Genomic DNA, 20257 nt, shown 5'->3' on the forward strand with positions numbered 1-20257 from the left:
ACTCACTGCATGCGGTCGAACCTCGCGGGGGTTAGTCGATCGATCACGACGGCCAGAGGGGACGAATGATGCGAGTTTGACTTTGCGATCTGACGCTGGGTCTGACATGATTTCTGAACGATCGGTAAGGAATAGAAGCACGACTTGCGAGGACGCCAGGGTGCACGGTCGGACTGGAGGATGACGATGTCTGAAGCGTTCCTGGTCGGCGGTGTGCGCACTCCCGTGGGAAGGTACGGCGGTGCGCTGTCGGGGATCCGGCCCGACGATCTCGCCGCGCTCGTCGTCGCGGCCGCTGTTGATCGCGCTGGCGTGCCACACGACCAGATCGACGAGGTGATCCTTGGCGCGGCAAACCAGGCCGGAGAGGACAACCGCAACGTCGCACGCATGGCCGCGCTTCTCGCCGGGCTGCCCGACGAAATCCCCGGACTAACGGTCAATCGCCTCTGCGCTTCTGGGATGTCGGCGATCACCATCGCATCGCAGATGATCCGCTCGGGGGACGCCGACATCGTGGTGGCCGGTGGAGTCGAGTCCATGACGCGGGCGCCGTGGGTGCAGTCAAAGCCGGACCGGGCATGGGCAAAGCCCGGCGCCGCGTTCGACACGTCCATTGGCTGGCGGTTCACGAATCCGCGTCTCGCTGCTCGCGACAAGGCGACCTACTCGATGCCGGAGACAGCGGAGGAGGTCGCTCGCATCGAGGGCGTCTCGCGTGCGGACGCTGATGCCTTCGCGCTTCGCAGCCATCAGCGTGCGATCGCGGCGATCGACGCCGGGCGCTTTGCCCGCGAGACCGTGCCGGTGACGACCGCGGCTGGTGTCGTCTCCATCGACGAGGGTCCGCGGCGCGACACGACGATTGACATTCTGAACGGTCTGCGCCCGGTCGTCGCAGGCGGATCAGTCGTCACGGCCGGGAACGCCAGTTCACTCAACGACGGTGCTTCAGCGGTCGTCGTAGCCAGTGCGGCTGCCGTTGAGCGACTCGGCTTGCAGGCGCGCGCACGTATTGTGTCTTCCGCCTCCGCCGCTCTCGCCCCCGAGATCATGGGGCTTGGTCCCGTGCCTGCATCCGAGAAGGCCCTGGCGAAAGCCGGGCTCACCGTCGCAGATCTCGGTGCCGTCGAGCTCAACGAAGCGTTCGCGTCGCAGTCGCTCGCTTCGATGCGGCGCCTGGGCCTTGACCCCGAGATCGTGAACGCCGACGGCGGTGCGATCGCGCTCGGCCACCCGCTGGGATCGAGCGGATGTCGCATCGTTGTCACGTTGCTCGGACGCATGGAGCGCGAAGGGGCCCAACGCGGACTCGCGACGATGTGCGTCGGGGTCGGGCAGGGCACGGCGATCGTTCTGGAGCGGGTCGCGTGAGCAGCGAGCCGCTCCTGATCGAACGGCTGCCCGATCGTGTGGTAGCGCTGCTGAACAGGCCCGAGCGCCGAAACGCGATCGATCAGAGCATGGTCGACGCACTTCACGCGCTGTGTGCCGAGCTCGAGGCGGCACCCCGCACCCTGATCCTCGCCGGTACGCACGGTGTGTTCGCGTCGGGCGCCGATATCGCCCAGCTTCGTGACCGGCGGGCGGCCGATGCGCGCCTCGGTATCAATGCACGGGCATTCATCCGCGTGCATGACTTGCCCATGCCCGTCATCGCCGCGATCGACGGATACGCCCTCGGGGGTGGCGCCGAGCTCGCCTACGCCGCCGACATTCGCGTCGCGACGCCAGATGCGAAGATCGGCAACCCTGAGACCGGGCTCGGCATCATCGCCGCAGCCGGTGCGACCTGGCGCCTCCCTGAGATCGTGGGGCACGCGCGTGCGAGCGAGATGCTGCTGACCGGACGAATTCTGAGCGGCGATGAGGCACTCGCGTGGGGACTTGTGTCGTCACTGCACCTGCCCGATGAGCTTTTGGCGGCGGCCCACGGGATCGCGGACCGCATCGCATCGAATGATCCGCTCGCGACGCGCCACACCAAGACCGCGCTGCTCACCCCGATGCCTGATCACCCCGCGATCGAGCTCGAGCTGCAGGCTGACCTGTTCGAGAGCCCCGAGAAGGTGCGCCGGATGACGGAGTTCCTTGAGAGGAAGCGAAAGTGACCACAACAGCTCCCGCCCGCGTTGGCGTGCTCGGCGGAGGGCGCATGGGCGCCGGCATCGCCCATGCGTTCGTCCTTGCCGGCTCTCGCGTCACCGTCATCGAGCGCGACGACGATGCGGCGGATGCTGCTGCCGGCCGAATCCGTGAGAGCCTTGCCCGCTCGGTCGACAGCGGTGCAACAGCACACGCCTTCCCGGATCTTGATTCGGCGCTCGATACCGGTGTCAACGCGGAGCTCTTTGGGGATTGCGACTTGGTTGTCGAGGCGGTTCCGGAAGATCGTCGACTGAAGTCCGAGGCGCTCCTTCGTGCAGAGAGCGCGATGCCCGCGGCATCCGTCCTCGCCTCCAACACCTCCTCGATTTCGATCGACGACCTCGCAACCTCTCTGGCTCGACCGAACCTGTTCCTCGGCCTGCACTTCTTCAACCCGGTTCCGGCGTCGACACTTGTCGAGGTGGTCGTCGGCAGCGCGACTGACGCTCCGTGTGTCGCTGGTGCCCGCGACTGGGTCGCCGCGATCGGCAAGACGGCCGTGATCGTGCGCGATTCACCGGGGTTCGCTTCGAGCCGACTGGGAGTTCTGCTCGGGCTCGAGGCAATCCGCATGCTCGAAGAGGGCGTCGCCACGGCGGCCGACATCGACGCGGCGATGGAGCTCGGCTATCGGCATCCGGCCGGTCCGCTTCGCACCACCGACATCGTCGGACTCGATGTGCGCCTGGGGATCGCGCAGGAGCTGCACGAAAAGCTCGGAGATCGGTTCGCACCGCCCGAACTGCTGCGCAGCCTCGTCGCGAAAGGACATCTCGGCCGGAAGACCGGCCGCGGATTCTACGAATGGAGTCAATCATGACCGGGATCCTGCCGAGCTATGTCCAGGGATCATGGTGGACACCCGCAGACGCCGCGAGTGCCACCGACGTGCTTGACGCGTCGACGGGAGAACTCGTCGCACGCGTGAGTACTGAGGGTTTGGATCTCGCCGGCGCCCTCGACTTCGCCCGCACAGTCGGGCAGCGGAGCCTCGGTGCGATGACCTTTCACCAACGAGCTGTGCTGCTCAAGCAGTTCGCGCTCGCGCTGAGCGAGCACAAGCAGGAACTCTACGAGTTGTCGAAGCGGTCGGGCTCGACCGTGCGCGACTCGTTGAGCGACGTCGACGGCGGGATCGGCGTGCTGTTCACCTACTCATCGAAGGGCCGGCGCGATCTGCCCAATTCGCAGGTCTATGTCGACGGAGCCGTCGAGCCGCTGTCGAAGGATGGCACGTTCCTGGGACGTCACGTCTTCACGCGACTCCCCGGCGTCGCCGTGCAGATCAACGCGTTCAACTTCCCGATGTGGGGCGCGCTCGAGAAGTTTGCCCCCGCGTTCTTGGCCGGCGTCCCGAGCGTCGTGAAGCCTGCCACCCCGACCGGCTACATCGCCGAGGCCTGGGTGCGTATCCTCGTCGATTCCGGCCTCCTGCCCGACGGCGCCTTGCAGCTCGTCAGCGGCAGTGTGCCCACCCTGTTCGAACACCTTCGACTCGGCGACCTCGTCGGCTTCACCGGGAGTGCTTCGACCGCAACGCGACTGAAGGCGAAGACGCCTCAGGGGGTTCGCTTCACGAGCGAGACCGACTCGATCAACGCTTCCGTCCTCGGCCCCGACGCCACGCCGGGATCCCCGGGGTTCGATGCCTATGTCAAGCAGCTGCTGGTCGAAATGACGACCAAGGCGGGCCAGAAGTGCACTGCGATCAGGCGCGCGATCGTGCCTGCGGCATCCATCGACGCCGTCGTAGAGGCACTGCGCGCGAAGATCGCCGAGCGCGTCGTCATCGGCGACCCCCATGCGGACAACGTCACGATGGGCCCTCTCGTCTCGATCGAGCAGCGCGACGAAGTGCTCCGCCAGGTCACAGAGCTCGAGATCGCTGGCGGAACAATCCTCCTGGGCTCTACTGAGCCGCCTTCGGTGATCCGGGCCGACGGCACGGTCGGACCCTCCGTCGGTGCGTTCATCGCTCCGATCCTGATCGGATTCACCGATGCTCGCGCATCTGCCGTCCACCAGCTCGAGGCCTTCGGGCCGGTCTCGAGCGTGCTCGGCTATTCATCGCTCGCCGATGCCGCAGACCTGGTCGCACTCGGCGGCGGGTCGCTCGTCACGAGCGTCGCCACCGACGATCCAGCCGTTGCCGTCGAGCTCATGTCCCGGATCGCAGCGTTCAATGGGCGCGTGCTGTTCCTCAGTCGCGATAACGCGCGAACGTCCACAGGTCACGGCTCCCCAGTCCCGCATCTCATCCATGGCGGGCCCGGTCGCGCTGGCGGCGGTGAAGAGCTGGGCGGGATTCGCGCGGTTCTTCATCACATGCAGCGGACAGCCGTCCAGGGCTCGCCTGAAATGCTGACGGCGCTCACGGGCGTTTGGCACGCGGGCGCCGCATCCGACGCTCAAGGGCGGCATCCCTTCCGCAAGTCGCTCGACGAGCTCGTACTGGGCGACCAGGTCGTCTCGGCCGCACGTGAGGTGACCCTTGACGACATCGAGACGTTCGCGCACTTCACCGGCGACACCTTCTACGCACATATGAACGAAGCGGCCGCCTCAGCCAACCCATTCTTCCCTGGCCGCGTCGCGCACGGTTACCTGCTGGTCTCATGGGCGGCCGGACTCTTTGTCGACCCCGACCCGGGTCCGGTGCTCGCGAACAGCGGACTCGAGAATCTACGGTTCATCACTCCCGTCTCACCCGGTGACACGATCCGGGTCACGCTTACTGCCAAGCAGATCACGCCGCGCGAGACCGACGAGTACGGTGAGGTGCGGTGGGATGCCGTCATCCTCAACCAGCACGACGAGACCGTCGCGACATACGACGTGCTCACGCTCGTCGCTAAGGAGCACTCTGTCGCCGAACAACCAGCGGCTTGAGTCAACGGAGTTCTAGGCGCCGTCTTCATCACGAAGGAGCGAAAGCTCAGCGCCGGCGCAGTCCGTCCAGCACGATCGTGATCGCCTTCTCGTGATCGCCGTGATCAGCGAGACCTGAGATCGACTGCAATGCAATGCTCAGGCCGAGGATGACAGACCCCGAAACGTCCGCCCGCAGCGTCCCCTCGTGCTGCGCCCGCTTGAGGAGTCGATCGATGACCTCCTCGATCTCGGTGCTCCAGCGCGCCATCGACGCTCGCAGCCGGTCGGGTTCCGAGCCGCGCGCCCAGCCCAACGAGCCTGTCACCGCACCGAGCACGAGTTCTCGAAACCCTCGATCGGTCGTGTAGTCCGCGACCGACTGTCGGAACTCGGTGCTGAACGCCACCCACGCATCATCTGCCCCAAGAGAAGCGGACATGCGCTCGACGAGTGCAGAGAAGCGCTGGTCGGCGAGCTCCTGGATCAGGTCGTCCTTGTTTCCGAAGCGTCGGTAGATGCTTCCAACGCCGACCCCCGCGACGCGGGCAATCTCGCCGAGGCTGGCATCGAGTCCTTCGGATGCGAAGACCTCGCGCGCGGCTTCAAGAATGCGTTCAGTCGCGTTGACTGCGTCGTCGGTGTCGTCGTTGGTCACGGCTGAATCCTAGTCGGAATAGTTGTTCCGCCGTGTGATACCGTATCGGAACTACTATTCCGCATCCCATGAGAGGTCTTCATGTCCAACGAGACGTCGGTTTCCGTGACAGCCCTACCGGCGTCGCGCCATCGGAGTTGGCTGACACTCGCCGTCGTTTCGCTCGCTCAGCTGCTCGTCGTCTTGGACGCCACGATCGTCAACATCGCGCTTCCCGCCGCATCGGCCGAGCTCCAGTTCGACGCCAACGGGCGACAGTGGATCGTTGCGGCGTACTCGCTCGCGTTCGGTGGGCTATTGCTCGTCGGGGGTCGCATCGGCGATCGCATCGGCAAGTTCCGTGCGTTCGTCATCGGCGCTGCCGGGTTCGCGCTCGCATCCGCGGTCGGAGGGTGGGCGCCGACGCTCGAAGTCCTGATCGGCGCGCGAGCGGCGCAGGGGGTGTTTGCGGCGCTCCTGGCTCCTGCGGCGCTCGGACTCTTGACGGTTGCGTTCGCCGGATCCGGTCATCGGGAGAAGGCCTTCGCGATCTTCGGGGCGGTGTCGGGGGCCGGAGCCGGCATCGGGCTGGTTCTCGGAGGCTGGTTGACCGAATACTTCTCCTGGCGATGGACGCTCTTCATCAACGTCGCCTTCGCTCTCGCCGCGATCATCGGTGCGCTCATCGCGCTGCCGCGACCTGGGCCAGCGCCGCGGACACCTTTCGACGTCCGCGGTTCGATCCTCGCTTCTCTGGGCGTTCTCGGTGTCGTCTACGCCATCGGAACGGTGGCGCTTCAGCCGATCACAGCCGGTGTCACGCTCGTCGCGGGCATTGTGCTGCTGGTGATCTTCGCCCGAACTCAACGGCGCACCACTTACCCGCTGCTACCGCCCTCGATCCTTGCGGATCGCACACGCTCGACGTCCTCCCTCGTCATGCTCGTCGCATCGGTTGGCGTCGTTGCCGTCTTCGTGTTCGCGACGAGCTACCTGCAAGACGTCCTCGGCATCCCCGCATTCCTTGCAGGACTTGCCTTCCTTCCCATGGTGATTGCGATCGTCGTCGGCGCCCAGGTGATCTCGGCGGGCCTCGCCGTTGGCGTTCCGCTCCGGCGCAAGGTTCCCATCGCTGCGCTGGTCAGCGCAGGGGGAATGGTGTGGCTCGCGCAAGTCCATGACGGTGTCGCGTACGCGACGGGGATTCTGCCGGGGCTTCTGCTCGTCGGCATCGGTCTCGGGGTGATCTTCGCAAGCACGCTGTCGTCCGCGACGTGGGGTGTTCTCCCCGAAGACTCGGGCGTGGCGTCGGCTGTTCTGAACTCGGCCCAGCAGATCGGAACTTCGCTCGGCGTGGCGGTCTTGACGACGCTGTCTGGGCTGGCGACGGGCGTCTACATCGGCACCCACCTCGTCGAGGTCGGTGGGCTCGGTGGAGTCCCCAGCACCCACACGATCGCACTGGCAGTTATTGCCGGATATCAGGCCGTCTTCTGGTTCGCGGCCGTCGCCTTCGTCGCTACGGCGCTCGTGGCTGGTCTTCGCTACCCGTCGAAGCTTGCCTCGACGGCGGCCGCCCGCTGATTGCGGCACGGCTGGCAAACCGTACCCATATCTCGAGGAGAACCCACGTGACGAAAATCTCGAACGGCCGCAAGTCAGGGATCGGCGTCGTCGTTCTGGCAGTTGGCCTGATTCTTGCGGGCTGCGGGGTCGCGGCCGACGCGACCACGGCGGTGGGCGAGTGCACCGTCCCGGTCGCGAATGCGCCGGCGATGGATGCGGAGGGAGGCGGCGGCCTTCCGCTGTCGACGACCGTGTCGGAGAGCGACACGAGCACGAGCACACTGATCGATCCCGAGGGCAGTCCGCAGGCCGAGTGCGTGGGGATGCCAGTGGTGGAGCACCGGAACGTCGTCTACTCCGAGCGCACCCTTGCTGACGGATCGACCTACCTCATTCGGATGGACATTTCGGTCCCCGCGGGGGCAGCATCCGCCCCTGTAGTGGTCTACGTGCCCGGCGGCGGCTTCGTGGTGTCGGATCGCGGAGGCTCGCTCGGCAACCGCTCATACCTGCTTGAGCAGGGCATCGCGGTCGCCGCCATCGAGTACCGCACGATCGGCGACGGTGCCACCTATGAAGATGGCATCGCAGACGTGAAGTCCGCCGTCCGCTTCCTGAGAGCACACGCCGAGCAGTACAGTCTCGATCCGGATTCGATCGGGCTGTGGGGAGAATCCGCCGGCGCTTACCTTGCAACGATGGCCGGGGTGACCCAGGGGGATCGGTCGTTCGACACGGGGAGTGACCTGGACGTGTCGAGTGATGTGGCCGCTGTCGTCGAGGAGTTCGGTGCGTCGGACATGCTGCAGATCGCCGCAGACTTCGACGAAGAGACCCAGGACTACTACCGTGACACGCCAGACAACTTCGTCGCGAGCTACGTCCTCGGCGCGGGAACGGGGCTCACGCTCTACGATGACCCGAACGCGGCCGCGGAATCAAACCCGTTGACTCACATCGACGGCGACGAGCCGCCGTTCTTGCACTACCACGGCACGGAGGACAACCTCATCTCTCCCTCGCAGACCCTTCTCACGCACGACGCGCTCGTCGCGGCCGGCGTGCCGAGCACCCGCTACCTCATCGAAGGTGCCGGCCACGGCGACCTCGCGTTCCTCGGCGATCCGCTGGGCGGGCGGGCATGGTCGACTGTTGCCGTCATGGACCCCCTCGTGGAGTTCTTCGTCGAGCAGCTGAAGCCCTAGGTGGCCACTGTCATATACCGTCCGATCGGTTAGTATTTCAGGGGTCAGCAGTTGCGATCGACCGCTTCCGGGAGGCTCAATGGTGAACCTGGTGCAGCATGGAGCGGACGAACTCCGTGTCGTCCATCAGGGCCGCGTCTTGCATGTCCGTCTTGCCCGACCCGCGAGGCTCAACGCGATCACACCCGCAATGATCGCCGGAATCGGCGAGGCGCTCGACCTGTCTGAAGCCCATCGATCGATCGAGGCCGTGATCATCAGCGGCGAGGGCGATCGGGGGCTCTCCGCGGGCGGAGACGTTCGCATTCTGTGGGGGATGGGTGAGGAGGACGCGCGGGAGTACTGGGCGTCCGAGTACCGACTCAACGCCAGACTCGCCGCCCACCCGGTACCGGTCGTAGCGCTGATGGACGGGATTGTCATGGGCGGCGGAATGGGAATCGCCATGCATGACGCGGTGCGAGTCGTCACCGAGCGATCTGTGCTTGCCATGCCCGAAGTGCGCATCGGGCTGTCGCCCGACGTCGGAGGCACGTTTCGACTCGCGCACGCGCCGGGCGCTATCGGAACGCATCTTGCTCTCACCGGGGAGTCGATCGGCGCGGCCGACGCGATCTACGCAGGCCTCGCGGACATGGCAATTCCGGCAGCCCGCCTCCCCGACTTCGTCGCCGATCTGGAGAGGAGAGGTCTCGCCTACGCGATCGGTCAGCACACGGTGTCTCCTCCACCGGGCGGCAGGCTCGCGTCTGCGCGGCGCTGGATCGACCAGTGCTACGTTGACGACTCGGCGTCCGAAGTTCTTGATCGCTTGACCCATCAAGACGAACCGGATGCTGCTGCAGCGTGTGCTCAGATCCGCCGCGCGTCGCCGACAGCGGTGTCCGTGGCGCTGGGTGCTATCCGCAACTCGCGCGACTGGAGGGATCTGGTTCAAACTCTCCAACAGGATCTGCGGACGTCGATGGCGATGTATCTCCACGGCGACCTGCACGAGGGCATCCGCGCGCAGGTCATCGAGAAGGACTTCGATCCTCGTTGGTCGCCGCGCTCGATAGAGGACGTGGATGCTGACACCGTCAGAGGCATGCTGCTTGCGGGCTAGGGCGATCCTGCGTCGAGCCCTCCGAAGTATGCCTGCCGGACCTCGGGTGCGCTCATGAGCTCCTCCGGTGAGCCCTCGAGAACGACTCGACCATGCGCGACGACGATCGCCCGGTCGACGACGCGGAAGGCCGCCGACAGATTCTGCTCGACCAGCAGAATCGAGAGGCCTCCCGAATCCCGTAGACGAGCGAGCACGTCCATGATCTCGATGACGATCTTCGGCGCGAGGCCGATGCTGGGTTCGTCGAGGATGATCGCGCGCGGTCGTGACATAAGAGCTCGGCCGAGCGCGAGCATCTGCTGTTCCCCTCCAGAAAGCGAGCCGGCTGCCTGACTCAGTCGCGTGGCGAGGCGCGGAAAGAGTGCCAGAGTCTCGTCAAGGGGTGGATTTCGAGGATTGCTCCATGCCCCGAGTACCAGGTTGTCCCGAACGGACAGTCCGGGAAAGACGAGGCGATTCTCGGGGACATGAGCCAAGCCTCTCCGCGCCATCCGCTCCGTAGGAACACCCAAGATGGACTCCCCATCGAGCGTCACCTCGCCGGATGCCGGAATGAGCCCGTTGATCGCGCGCAACAGCGTGGACTTTCCCGCGCCGTTCGCGCCGACCACAGCCAGCATCGACCCCGTCGGCACGGAGCACGACAGGCCGTGGAGGACTTTCAGAGGCCCATAGCCGGCGGTGAGGTTGGCGACTTCGAGGGTCAATGGACGTCCCTTTCACCGGGGGTGCCGTCGCCGAGGTAAGCGGCGATCACAGCGGGGTCGTGGCGTACGTGGTCGGGGGTTCCTCGGCAGATAAGCGCTCCGTCGTCGAGCACGATGACCTCATCGGCGAGTGAAAGCACTTGGGCGACATCATGCTCGACGAGAATTGTGGTGAGCCCGGCGTCGCGGAGCAGGACGAGCAGCTCAGCGAGTCTCCTGCGCTCGATCCCGGTCAGGCCCGCCATAGGCTCGTCGAGGAGGAGGAGCGCGGGCTCGGCGGCCAACGCACGTGCTACCTCCATGATCCGCTGGCGCCCGAACGGCAACGTCCCAGCGGAGACGTGTGCGACATCCTCCAGCCCCAAGCTGCGGATGAGCTCGTCCGCGCGATCGAACTGACTTCGTTGCTCGCGGTCTTGCAATCCCAGGAGGCTTCGCAGGAACCCGGCGCGCCCACGGAGGTACCGACCCATATAGACGTTGCCCCGAACATCAGTGGACGTGAACACCTGGAGATTCTGGAACGTTCGCGTGAGGCCAAGCCGCGCCGCGATGTGGGGGTGCTTGCCTGCGATCGGGTGGCCGAACAGGAGGACGTCACCCGAGGTTGGGGCGAGCGCTCCGCTGATCATGTTGAAGCAGGTGGTCTTGCCTGCCCCGTTCGGTCCGATCAGGCCGACGATCGTTCCTGCGCGGACATCGAAACTCACGTCGTCGACCGCGACGACGCCGCCGTAGCGCTTGACGAGTCCCTGCACTTCGAGGATGATTTCGCCTCTCGCGACCGGGGTCGCAGTTCGAACCTCGAGTGCGGTCGGATCGGTCGGCGCCGCGGAAGCAGTCGGATCGTGTTCGGCCTGGGGTCGGCGGAGCGCGATTGCGTTCCGCACCTTCTGGGCGAGGGCCATCACGAACGCGTAGACGCCGCCCGGCATCGCGATGATGACGACCACGAGTGCAATGCCGTAGCCGACGAGCTGCACCTCGCCTCCCGCGCCCGGGATAAGAACCGGTATGAGGTCGCGCAGACCTTCACCCAACCACTCGACGACGAAAGCGCCGATGAGAGCGCCCCAGACAGAACCCAACCCGCCGAGAACGGCCATGAGCAAGAACTCAACCGACAGGTGGAGCTCCGCCGTTGCGGGGCTCACGAGTGACACGTGATACGCGTAGAAGACGCCTCCGAGGCCGGCAAGACCCGCGGAAATGGCGAAGACCCCAAGTCGAAGCTTGAAGGTCGGCACGCCCAGCGACTCGGCCGCGATCCCCGAGTCGTTCAGGGCCGAGAGAGCGCGCCCTGTCCTGCTTCGCGTCAGGTTCATAGCGATTGCGAGCGCGATGAGGACCGCCGGGGTGACGAACCACAGGAAGAGTGCGTTGTTGTCGATCACGACGCCGAACACTTCGGGGCGCTCGAAGCCATAGATCCCCGTGTTTCGACCCGTGAAGTCTGACTCGCGCGCCAAGATCATCACGATGTACCCCAGGCCGAGCGTTGCCAGGGCGAGATAGTGCCCGTGGAGACGTAGGAGGGGCAACCCGACGAGCAGCGCGAGCAGCATCGGGGCAGCGACTCCCACGGCTGCGGCGAGGAGCGCCGGAGCGTCTGTGCGGGTCAGCAGCAGAGCATGGGCGTACGCGCCGATCGCGAAGAAAGCTGCCTGTCCCAAGCTCACTTGACCCGCGAGGCCCATCAGGAGATTGAGCCCGATCGCCGGCAGCGCGAAGATCATCGCGAAAACCGCGATACCGAGGAACGAGGGACTCGCGACGAACGGCAATAAGATCATGATCGCCGTCAGGACGACGAGCCCGATGACCTCGTTTCTGCGCTTCGAGGGACGAAGGAAGGGGATCCGGTTCTTTTGTGCGGGCATCAGACTCGAGCCTTGTTTGATCGGAGCACCAGGCCGGTCGGCCGGGCGACGAGAACCACGATGAGGATCAGGAAGGCGACGGCGTCGCGGTACCCCGATGCGATGTACCCCGCGACGTAGGACTCGAGGACGCCGAGGAGTAGCCCTCCGACGATGGCTGCGCGGTAGGAACTGAGGCCCCCGAGCACCGCAGCGACGAATCCCTTGAGCGCGAGGACCAGCCCCACTGACCAGGCGGACAAGTACAGCGGCGATGAGACGACGCCGGCAATTGCGCCCGTGAACCCGGCGATTCCGAATGCCACAGCAGAGGCGAGGGCGGGCGATATCCCGACGATGCGGGCGGCAACGGGCTGCTCAGCCACCGCACGCATGGCTTTTCCGAGCCGGGTCTGCTCGGAGAACAGGATGATGCCCACGCCGACCACGATGAGCGAGCCGATCATCCAGAACTCCTGTGCCCGGAAGCTCACCCCTCCGATCACCAGGTCGGCGCCGGGAAAGGGGGGCAATCCACGCGCAGTCGGACCCCACGCGAGCAGCATCAGTGCCTGCATGACCGTGGCGATCCCCAATGTCAGGATGATCGAGGTCAGCGTGGTCATGGTCTTCACGCGAGCGATGATGAGTCGATCGATGAGGATGGCTGTGACCGTCACCGAGAACACTGCGAGCAGTATCGCCGTGAAGACAGGGATGCCGACACTGATCAGCCATACCGAGCCGAGGCCGCCGAGCGTGGCGAACTCGCCTTGGGCGAGGTTGACGATATGGCGAACGCTGTACACCGCGATCAAGCCGACGGCGAGCAGGGCATAGACCGAACCCTGGGACAGCCCTGCCGCCGTCAGCTGGAGAAAGTCCGTCATGAACGGGTCATTCCTCGATCAGCACCCAGCTGCCGTCGCGTGCCTCGGCGATGATCACGGAGTCCGCTGACAGGCCCGAGCGCAGCGTGGGGGAGTAGTCGAAGACTCCCGAGACGCCGACGTAGCCAGCAGTGGACGCAATCGCGTCACGAAGAGCCGACGGTTCCGTACCGGCATCCTCCAGCGCCGCGATCGCGATGTTCCAGGCGTCATACGCGTAGCCGCCGAAGGCGTTCGGCTGCTCGCCGTACTCGGCCTCGTACTGCTCGATGTACGCCTCGATGACCGCCTTCTGAGGGTTGTCGTCCGGAAGCTGATCTGCGACGAGCATCCGGCCCATGGGGACGATCGCACCATTCGCCGCATCGCCCGCCTGGTCGAAGAAGGACTGATTCGCGACACCGTGTGACTGGTAGACAGGAAGTCCGACGCCGAGTTGCACATACTGCTTCTGTGCGAGCGCGGCGGCCGGGTTGATTCCCCAGATCACGACGGCGTCCGCCCCGGATGAGCGGATGTTCGTGAGCTGCGCGGTGAAGTCCGTTGCTGTCGGCTCGAAGGACTCCGTCGTCACCAGTTCGATTCCGCGCTCGGCTCCGAGCTCGGTGATCGACTCGGCGACTCCCTCGCCGAATCCGGACGCATCGCGAAGGAGGGCTACGCTTGCGTACCCCTCGCTCTCGGCGTGGTCCAGGATTCGCTCGAGGACGACCTTGTCGTCTTGCGTGGTCTTGAAGACCCATTCGGAGTCGGCCACGATCGCGGCATTGGCGGCGAGCGAGATCATCGGGATGCCGTTCTGCTCGGCGACCGGACGCATGGCGAGGCTGGGGCCCGTCCGCGATGCGCCGAGAATGATGTCGACGTCGTCCTGCTCGATGAGATCGCTGACCGCGCGTGCGGCGGCGTCCTCGGTGGACTGATTGTCCACGATGTGGAGTTCGACCTCGCGGCCGTCGATCCCTCCCTCTGCGTTGAGTGCGTCGGCCAGCATCCGGAGGGTGTTCTGCTGCGGAACACCGAGGGTCGCCCCCGGTCCGGTGATGTCGAGCACGGCGCCGATCGAGATCGGGCCGGTCTCGCCGGCAGGCTCCTCGTCGCTGAAGTTCTGCGACGAGCAACCGGCAAGTGCGAGTGTTGCGGTCACGCCGATCACCGCGATTGCGCGAAGTTTCTTCATTGAATCTCCCAGTTTTGAATTAGTAACCGAACGGCCGGTCACTATTTCGAGGAACGCTAGCGTGCTGGGCCCGCCGGCGCAACCGCGTTACGTCGAGAGACGCGTAGGAGACGCGAGGCCTACGATCGACCCATGTCGAGTCCCTCAGGCCTGGTCAGTGGCGACGTCAGGCGACACAACCTCGCTCTCGTCCTCGACCACCTGATCCGCACGGGTCCGAACTCCCGGAGCGAGATCGCCGCGGGCACGGGATTGACACGTGGGTCGGTGACCGCGCTCGTCCAGGTACTCATCGACGCGGATTGGCTGCGCGAATCGTACTCAGTGAGCGGGAGCAAGGGTCGTCCTCGTACTCGCTTGGAGATCGCTTCCGACACGCATGCTCTGCTCGCGGTCCAGATCGCGTCGGACTCCGCCTCCGTTCTCGCGACGACTCTCGCGGGCGGCGATCTCGTCCGCCTGGCGATGGACCATGCCGGCGGCGATCCGGCCGCGGTGCTCGATGTCACCGGTGGCCTGGTCGCCGAGGTCGTGCGCCGATTGAAGGACATGGGGCGACGCGTCGTCGATGTGACTGTCGTTGTGCTCGCGCCCGTCGGCGGGTCGCCTGCACGCGTGCTCGCAGACGTCACTCTCGGCTGGAGCACCACCGATGTCGTCGGTGAGCTCCGCATCCGGGTTCCCGATCTTCGCGCGGTCGATCTCCGCCTCTCGTCAGACACTCCGGTCGCGGCAGGGGCGGAGTTTCGGCGTCGGGGGGGAGTGGAGAACGCCATCTACCTCAAGGGCGACTCGAACATCGGCGGCGCGCTCGTCGTCAACGGCACCCCGGTCCACGGCGCCCACGGGTTTGCGGGCTCGCTCGGACATCTCGCCGTCGTCCCCGGCGGCGAGCTGTGCGCGTGCGGGCAGCATGGGTGCCTCATCACGGTGGCAGGTGTCTACGCGCTCCTGCGGGCGGCCCAGTCCGAGCCTGCACTGGAATCCATGAGCCCGTCGGCAGCGCTCGACTTGTTCGTGTCGCGCGTCGAGGCCGAAGATCCCCTCGCAACCGCTGCATGGGGACAGGCGGTGCCATGGATCGGTCGCTCCCTGCAGATCCTGAGCATGGCCGTCGATCCCGCGACGATCATCATCGGCGGGCATTGGGCGAGGCTCACGCCGTCCATCGCGGCTGCCTTCGCGACGGACCGTCCCAAGATCGCGACCGGCCCTGACGTTCATGTGGAGGTGGTCGCCGGAGTCCTGGGAGCGGAGGCGGCGCTGAGGGGAGCGGTCGAGGCGGCGCGCGATCGGATCGCGCGCGATCCGCTCGCCCTTTGTTAGTTTGACGCTTGAACTAAATGCATGCATACTCAGTCGCAGTGAGACCTGCGTCGACGAGCGGGTCGACTTTCTCAACGACGAGGAGTGTCATGTCAACCCCTGCCCTTCACGAGATCGAAGACGAGCAGTCCCCGCGCAGCCCGCAGTCGCCGCGCGCGCTGCTGCCCTCGCTCGCGGTGCTGGCCTTCGTCATGTTCGCCAGCTACGCCGGCGTCGGTCAGGTCCTTCTGCCCAACCAGTTGGCCATCATCGACGAGCACAACAAGGTGGTCAATCTGGCGACGATCACCGGCGCATCCTTCATCTTCACGTTGCTGACCCAGCCGATCATCGGCGCGTTCAGCGATCGCACCCGCTCGAAAATGGGGCGCCGGGCGCCCTGGATCATGATCGGCGGCGCGGTCGGTGGTCTCCTCCTCGTGGGGATGGGGTCGATGACGTCGGTGCTCTGGGTCGGCGTCTTCTGGATCGTTATCCAGGTGTCGCTCAATGCGGTGCAGGGTCCGTTCACGGCGGTCGTCCCTGATCGCTACCCCAAGAGCCGTCGCGGTGTCGCAAGTGCGATGTTCGGGATCGGCACGGCTCTCGGTCTGACCATCGGCGTCGTCGCGGGCGGGCAGCTCGCGGCCAATCTCGGCATCGCGTACGCACTGTTCGGTGGGCTCGTCCTGCTCGCGACGCTGGCGTTCGTTCTGGTGAACCGCGATTACTCGAGCCGGAGCGTGACGCACGAGCCGCTCCGGTGGCGGACGTTCATCGCGGCGTTCTGGGTCAGTCCCCGCCGGCACCCCGATTTCGCGTGGGCTTTCGTTGCACGCTTCTTCTTCATCCTCGGGTATTTCATGGTGCTGTTCTTCCAGCTCTACCTCCTGACCGACTACATCGAGCTCTCCTTGCCGCAGGCGAACCAGACGATCGGGCTGCTCGCGCTGGCCAGCCTTGCGACCTCCCTGATCTCCATCGGCGTGAGCGGCGTGTGGAGTGATCGCATCGGGCGCCGGAAGGTCTTCATCTATGCCGCGTCGGTGTTGATCGCGCTCGGCTTCGCTGTGCCCGTGTTCCTGCCGACGGTTGCCGGAATGATCCTCATGAGCGCGATCAGCGGAATCGGATTCGGTCTGTACACGGCGTGCGACACGGCGCTCATGACCGAGGTGCTGCCCAAGGACGGCGCCTCCGCGGGGAAGGATCTCGGCATCCTGAACATCGCCACGAACCTGCCGCAGGCGCTCAGCACCGTTGCGGGCGGCGTGCTGATCTCCCTGCTCGGATACCAGGCTCTCTTCGTCTTCGGGATCATCGCGGTGCTGATCGCGATCGTCGCGCTGATGCCGATCAAGAGTGTGCGCTGACGGAGACCGCCATGAACATACCCACCCTGATGACCAAGATCGCTGCGCTGATGGGCCATCCCATCCCGGTGTCGGCGCGCCCTGCGCCGTTCGACGACACCGGAAGCATTCGCATCCCCGCCGACGCGGGTGACCAGATACCCTCGCGGTCGGATCTTCGCTCCATCCGAGGCGTCGAGTTCGCACGCCGTGACGGAGCGGTCGCAGGGGGAGGTCCGCGCCCCCTGCGGCTCGACCTGCTGATACCCAAGTCCGACGGCCCGCATCCCCTCATCGTGTACATTCCCGGCGGTGGATTCGTGCGCGCTGTGCGGGCGGGCGGTGCACGGATGCGTCGGTACGTCGCATCGACGGGGTACGTCGTGGCGAGCGTCGAGTACCGAACGACGATGCACGGTGCGACCTATCGAGACGGCATGGCCGATGTGCGTGCGGCGATCTCGTTCCTGCGCGGTCATGCCGCAGAGTACGGGATCGACCCGGATCGGGTCGCGGTGTGGGGCGAATCGGCGGGAGGCTACCTCGCTGCGATGATCGGTGTGACCGAAGAACTCGAGGTGAACCCCGGCGAGGCGCCGATTCTTGCGGTCGTCGACAAGTTCGGCGGTTCGGCGCTCGATCGGCTGGGCGAGGGCTTCGACGACGCCACCGTCGCGCAGATCCAGAGTCCGGGGAACTCCCTCGCGCGCTACATTCACGGACCCGGTGCTCGACTGGTCACCGATGACCTGTCGGCGCTCCGGGAGGCGGATCCGGCGACGCATGTCTCGGCGAATACGCCGCCCTTCCTTCTGTTCCATGGGAGTGCCGATCGGCTCATCTCGCCGGTCGGAACGGCGGCTCTTCATCAGGCGCTGTGCGCGGCGGACGTCGACAGCACGTGGTACCTCATCGACGGTGCCGGGCACGGCGATCTCGCGGTCAGGGGTGGCGAGGAGAAGTACTGGACGACCGTGCCGATGATGACGATGATCACCGACTTCCTCGATCGCGCCGTGCGCGATCGAGCCCTGCCAGAGCGATGAGCGACGCCGGAGGGCCGCCGCGGGCGGAGATCATCTCGGCGCTGCGCACGATCCTGGCGTCCGGACGTCTTCTGACGCTCGCCACGGTCTCGCCCGATGGGCGGGCACACGCGAATATCGCCTACTTCGCGTACGAGCCGGACCTGCGCGTACGTATCGTCTCACCCGTGGACACTGAACACAGTCGCAACCTCGAGACCAACCAGAGTGCGGCGGTCACGGTTTTCGATTCGCGGCAGGATCGGACGGCCCGTCGCGGGGTCCAGCTCTTCGGCACGATGTCCCTGCTCGGGGCCGAAGCGGCCGAAGGGGCCCTCGTACGTTTTGCGGAGAGGTTCGCGGATGTTCCCCAGCCCGCTTCGCACGGGCACTCAGGGCGCGCGATCTACGAATTCGTTCCTGAACGCGCCAAGGTCTTCGACGAAGAGCTGCTGATCGCCGGCGACTATGTGGCCATCGATTTCGGTCGGGAGGACGACGGTTCGTGAGACGGGCGAACCCACGCGCCTATTGCATACCGAAGATATATCTGTAATATTTGAGCCAAACCTGGCATGCCGGTGATCGCAACGACCGCAAAGGACTCACCATGAAGCGCGTCATCTTCGGCTCGAACTCCAACTCCCGACTGCAGGACATCACCCTGCTCTTCGGTCGCGTCTCGCTCGGTATCGTGCTGATCGCTCACGGCTGGCAGAAATTCGCCGTCGACGGCATCGACGGCGTCGGGCAATGGTTCGGTTCCTTGGGAATTCCGATGCCCATTGCTGCCGCGGCCTTCGCCGCGACGGTGGAACTCCTCGGAGGGATCCTCCTGATCCTCGGGCTCGCCGTGCGCGTGGTCGGGCCGCTGATCGCGATCGACATGCTGGGAGCTTTCATCTTCGTCCACGCGGCCAACGGACTCTTCGTGATCGATGGAGGCTGGGAGTTCGTGCTCGTCGTCGCCACACTCGCGCTCGTCATCGCAGGCCTCGGCGCCGGGCGCATCGCGGTTGACCCACTGATCGTGGGTCGACGCGTGCAGCAGGCGGAGCACGCCGCCGTCTGAGCATCGTTGGGGGAGCTCGCAAATTGCTCTGCTCACCTATTGCATACTCAAGATATATCTGTAATATTTGAGAAACTTCAACGAAGAAGGAGGCCAATGATGTCCCAATTCCGTTCCCGCAAGACGGTCCGCACTCTCGCCAGCGTCGCCGTCGTCGCCGTTGCGCTTCTGACCGCCGGCTGCGCGAGTGCAGCAGCCCCGGCAGATGACGCGCCGCTCGTGATCGGCGCGTCGCTACCGCTCACCGGCCCCGTGGCCGATCGCTCCGGCCCCGGTCTTCAGGGCTACGAACTCTGGGCCGAGCAGGTCAACGCCGACGGCGGGCTGCTCGGACGCGATGTCGAGCTGAACGTGCTCGATGACGGGTTCGACCAAGACCAGGTCGTCTCCAACTACACGAAGCTCATCGGACAAGACAAGGTCGACCTGCTCCTGGGCACCTTCTCGTCATTCCTCAATCTGCCGGCGTCTGCCGTCGCCGAACGAAACGGCATGCTCTACGTGCAGCCGTCCGGAGGCGCGGAGGAGATCTTCGAACAGGGCATCACCCGCATGTTCTTCGCCCAGCCGGGGACCTCGGCGACCCTGCCCGACCGGTTCTTGGAGTGGGTCGAGTCGCTTCCCGCGGAAGAGCGTCCTGCGTCGGCGGCGTACCTGACCCAGACCGACCCGAACACAGAGCCGGCCGTTCAGGGGATCCAGGCAGGTCTCGAAGAGCTCGGAGTCGAAACGGTCTACAGCGAGGCGTATGCGCCCGAGCAGACCGCGTTCGACTCCGCGGCCGACGCGATCGCACGCGCGAACCCCGACGTGCTCGTGCACGGTGCCGTCGCCGAGGACGGGCAGTCTTTCATTCAGGCCCTTCAGCGCACTGGGTTCAGCCCGGCCGTTCTCTTCCAGACCAACACGCCCTCCGACATCCTCCACTTCCCTGAGGCGATCGGCGAGGCGAACACGGAGGGAATCTTCACCCCCGTGGCCTGGACCCCGAAGGCGGGCTTCCCGGGAAGCGCGGAGTTCGTCACGGCGTACACCGACATGTTCGATCAGCAGCCCACGGATGACTCCGCCGCGTCATACGCGGCTGCGCAGATCCTCCAGGCCGCCGTCGAGGCCGTCGGCGAGATCGACCAGGACGCGCTCGCCGATTGGCTGCACGAGAACACTGTGGAGACGATCCTCGGACCCATCTCGTGGGACGAGCGGGGCGTCCCCCAGGGATCGTTGTCGCTCGCTCAGTGGCAGGACGACGAGCTCGTCATCGTTCTCCCCGAGGAAGCCGCCGAGTCCACCACCGTCGTCTACCCGCGCCCCGAGTGGGTGAACTGAGGCCCT

The 20257-nt window shown here is 65.7% G+C and carries 18 protein-coding genes; 13 read left to right on the forward strand and 5 right to left on the reverse strand.

All coding sequences use genetic code 11. The features are described from left to right. Positions 1 to 186: 186 nt before the first annotated feature. Genes FFS15_RS02060 through paaZ form a run of 4 tightly spaced genes read left to right on the forward strand, consistent with a single transcriptional unit; the run spans position 187 to position 5037 of the window. Entirely contained in the window at positions 187 to 1374 is a 1188-nt protein-coding gene (locus tag FFS15_RS02060) for an acetyl-CoA C-acyltransferase (protein WP_137843324.1), read from the forward strand. After that, the gene (locus FFS15_RS02065) at positions 1371 to 2111 is read left to right on the forward strand and encodes an enoyl-CoA hydratase/isomerase family protein (protein WP_171013022.1); all 741 of its coding nucleotides are present in this window, start codon (positions 1371 to 1373) and stop codon (positions 2109 to 2111) included. The genes FFS15_RS02060 and FFS15_RS02065 overlap by 4 nt, the downstream gene beginning before the upstream one ends. Continuing rightward, the gene (locus tag FFS15_RS02070; protein WP_137843326.1) at positions 2108 to 2968 is read left to right on the forward strand and encodes a 3-hydroxyacyl-CoA dehydrogenase family protein; all 861 of its coding nucleotides are present in this window, start codon (positions 2108 to 2110) and stop codon (positions 2966 to 2968) included. Before FFS15_RS02065 ends, FFS15_RS02070 begins: the two co-directional genes overlap by 4 nt. Beyond that, a complete protein-coding gene (gene paaZ, locus FFS15_RS02075; RefSeq protein ID WP_137843327.1) occupies positions 2965 to 5037 on the forward strand; it encodes a phenylacetic acid degradation bifunctional protein PaaZ in 2073 nt (690 codons plus the stop codon). Before FFS15_RS02070 ends, paaZ begins: the two co-directional genes overlap by 4 nt. A gap of 46 nt (positions 5038 to 5083) precedes the next feature. Here paaZ and FFS15_RS02080 read toward each other — a convergent pair whose 3' ends face one another. Next, the gene (locus tag FFS15_RS02080; protein WP_137843328.1) at positions 5084 to 5674 is read right to left on the reverse strand and encodes a TetR/AcrR family transcriptional regulator; all 591 of its coding nucleotides are present in this window, start codon (positions 5672 to 5674) and stop codon (positions 5084 to 5086) included. Positions 5675 to 5779: 105 nt separating this feature from the next. Here FFS15_RS02080 and FFS15_RS02085 point away from each other — a divergent pair, with 105 nt between their 5' ends. The 3 genes from FFS15_RS02085 (at position 5780) to FFS15_RS02095 (ending at position 9529) form a co-directional block, all read left to right on the forward strand. Then, complete coding sequence (locus tag FFS15_RS02085) at positions 5780 to 7237, forward strand: MFS transporter (RefSeq protein WP_212743095.1); 1458 nt, start codon at positions 5780 to 5782, stop codon at positions 7235 to 7237. A 47-nt stretch (positions 7238 to 7284) separates the two neighbouring features. After that, complete coding sequence (locus tag FFS15_RS02090; RefSeq protein WP_137843330.1) at positions 7285 to 8424, forward strand: alpha/beta hydrolase; 1140 nt, start codon at positions 7285 to 7287, stop codon at positions 8422 to 8424. A gap of 79 nt (positions 8425 to 8503) precedes the next feature. Further along, positions 8504 to 9529, forward strand: a complete 1026-nt coding sequence (locus FFS15_RS02095; protein WP_137843331.1) for a 3-hydroxyisobutyryl-CoA hydrolase — start codon at positions 8504 to 8506, stop codon at positions 9527 to 9529. Here FFS15_RS02095 and FFS15_RS18935 read toward each other — a convergent pair. Genes FFS15_RS18935 through FFS15_RS02115 form a run of 4 tightly spaced genes read right to left on the reverse strand, consistent with a single transcriptional unit; the run spans position 9526 to position 14168 of the window. Then, positions 9526 to 10239 (reverse strand): ABC transporter ATP-binding protein, encoded by a 714-nt coding sequence (locus FFS15_RS18935; protein WP_137843332.1) that lies wholly within the window; start codon positions 10237 to 10239, stop codon positions 9526 to 9528. The two genes, FFS15_RS02095 and FFS15_RS18935, sit on opposite strands and share 4 nt — an antisense overlap. Continuing rightward, entirely contained in the window at positions 10236 to 12119 is a 1884-nt protein-coding gene (locus FFS15_RS02105; protein WP_137843333.1) for a branched-chain amino acid ABC transporter ATP-binding protein/permease, read from the reverse strand. The genes FFS15_RS18935 and FFS15_RS02105 overlap by 4 nt, the downstream gene beginning before the upstream one ends. Further along, positions 12119 to 12988, reverse strand: coding sequence for a branched-chain amino acid ABC transporter permease (locus tag FFS15_RS02110; protein WP_137843334.1), 870 nt, complete (start codon positions 12986 to 12988; stop codon positions 12119 to 12121). The genes FFS15_RS02105 and FFS15_RS02110 overlap by 1 nt, the downstream gene beginning before the upstream one ends. 7 nt (positions 12989 to 12995) lie before the next feature. Next, positions 12996 to 14168, reverse strand: a complete 1173-nt coding sequence (locus FFS15_RS02115; RefSeq protein WP_137843335.1) for an ABC transporter substrate-binding protein — start codon at positions 14166 to 14168, stop codon at positions 12996 to 12998. 132 nt (positions 14169 to 14300) lie between these two features. Between FFS15_RS02115 and FFS15_RS02120 the strand changes: the two genes are divergently transcribed. The 6 genes from FFS15_RS02120 (at position 14301) to FFS15_RS02145 (ending at position 20251) form a co-directional block, all read left to right on the forward strand. Next, entirely contained in the window at positions 14301 to 15494 is a 1194-nt protein-coding gene (locus FFS15_RS02120) for an ROK family transcriptional regulator (protein ID WP_137843336.1), read from the forward strand. Between the two features lie 89 nt (positions 15495 to 15583). Then, on the forward strand, positions 15584 to 16846 hold the full coding sequence (locus tag FFS15_RS02125) for an MFS transporter (protein ID WP_249353636.1): 1263 nt from the start codon (positions 15584 to 15586) through the stop codon (positions 16844 to 16846). A gap of 11 nt (positions 16847 to 16857) precedes the next feature. Then, positions 16858 to 17871 (forward strand): alpha/beta hydrolase, encoded by a 1014-nt coding sequence (locus FFS15_RS02130; protein WP_137843338.1) that lies wholly within the window; start codon positions 16858 to 16860, stop codon positions 17869 to 17871. Then, a complete protein-coding gene (locus tag FFS15_RS02135; protein ID WP_137843339.1) occupies positions 17868 to 18359 on the forward strand; it encodes a pyridoxamine 5'-phosphate oxidase family protein in 492 nt (163 codons plus the stop codon). Before FFS15_RS02130 ends, FFS15_RS02135 begins: the two co-directional genes overlap by 4 nt. A gap of 101 nt (positions 18360 to 18460) precedes the next feature. Beyond that, on the forward strand, positions 18461 to 18922 hold the full coding sequence (locus FFS15_RS02140; protein ID WP_137843340.1) for a DoxX family protein: 462 nt from the start codon (positions 18461 to 18463) through the stop codon (positions 18920 to 18922). Positions 18923 to 19021: 99 nt separating this feature from the next. Next, a complete protein-coding gene (locus FFS15_RS02145; RefSeq protein ID WP_137843341.1) occupies positions 19022 to 20251 on the forward strand; it encodes an amino acid ABC transporter substrate-binding protein in 1230 nt (409 codons plus the stop codon). The last annotated feature ends 6 nt before the right edge of the window (positions 20252 to 20257 follow it).

The sequence above is a fragment of the Microbacterium sp. 2FI genome, assembly GCF_005502885.1.
GTDB lineage: Bacteria > Actinomycetota > Actinomycetes > Actinomycetales > Microbacteriaceae > Microbacterium.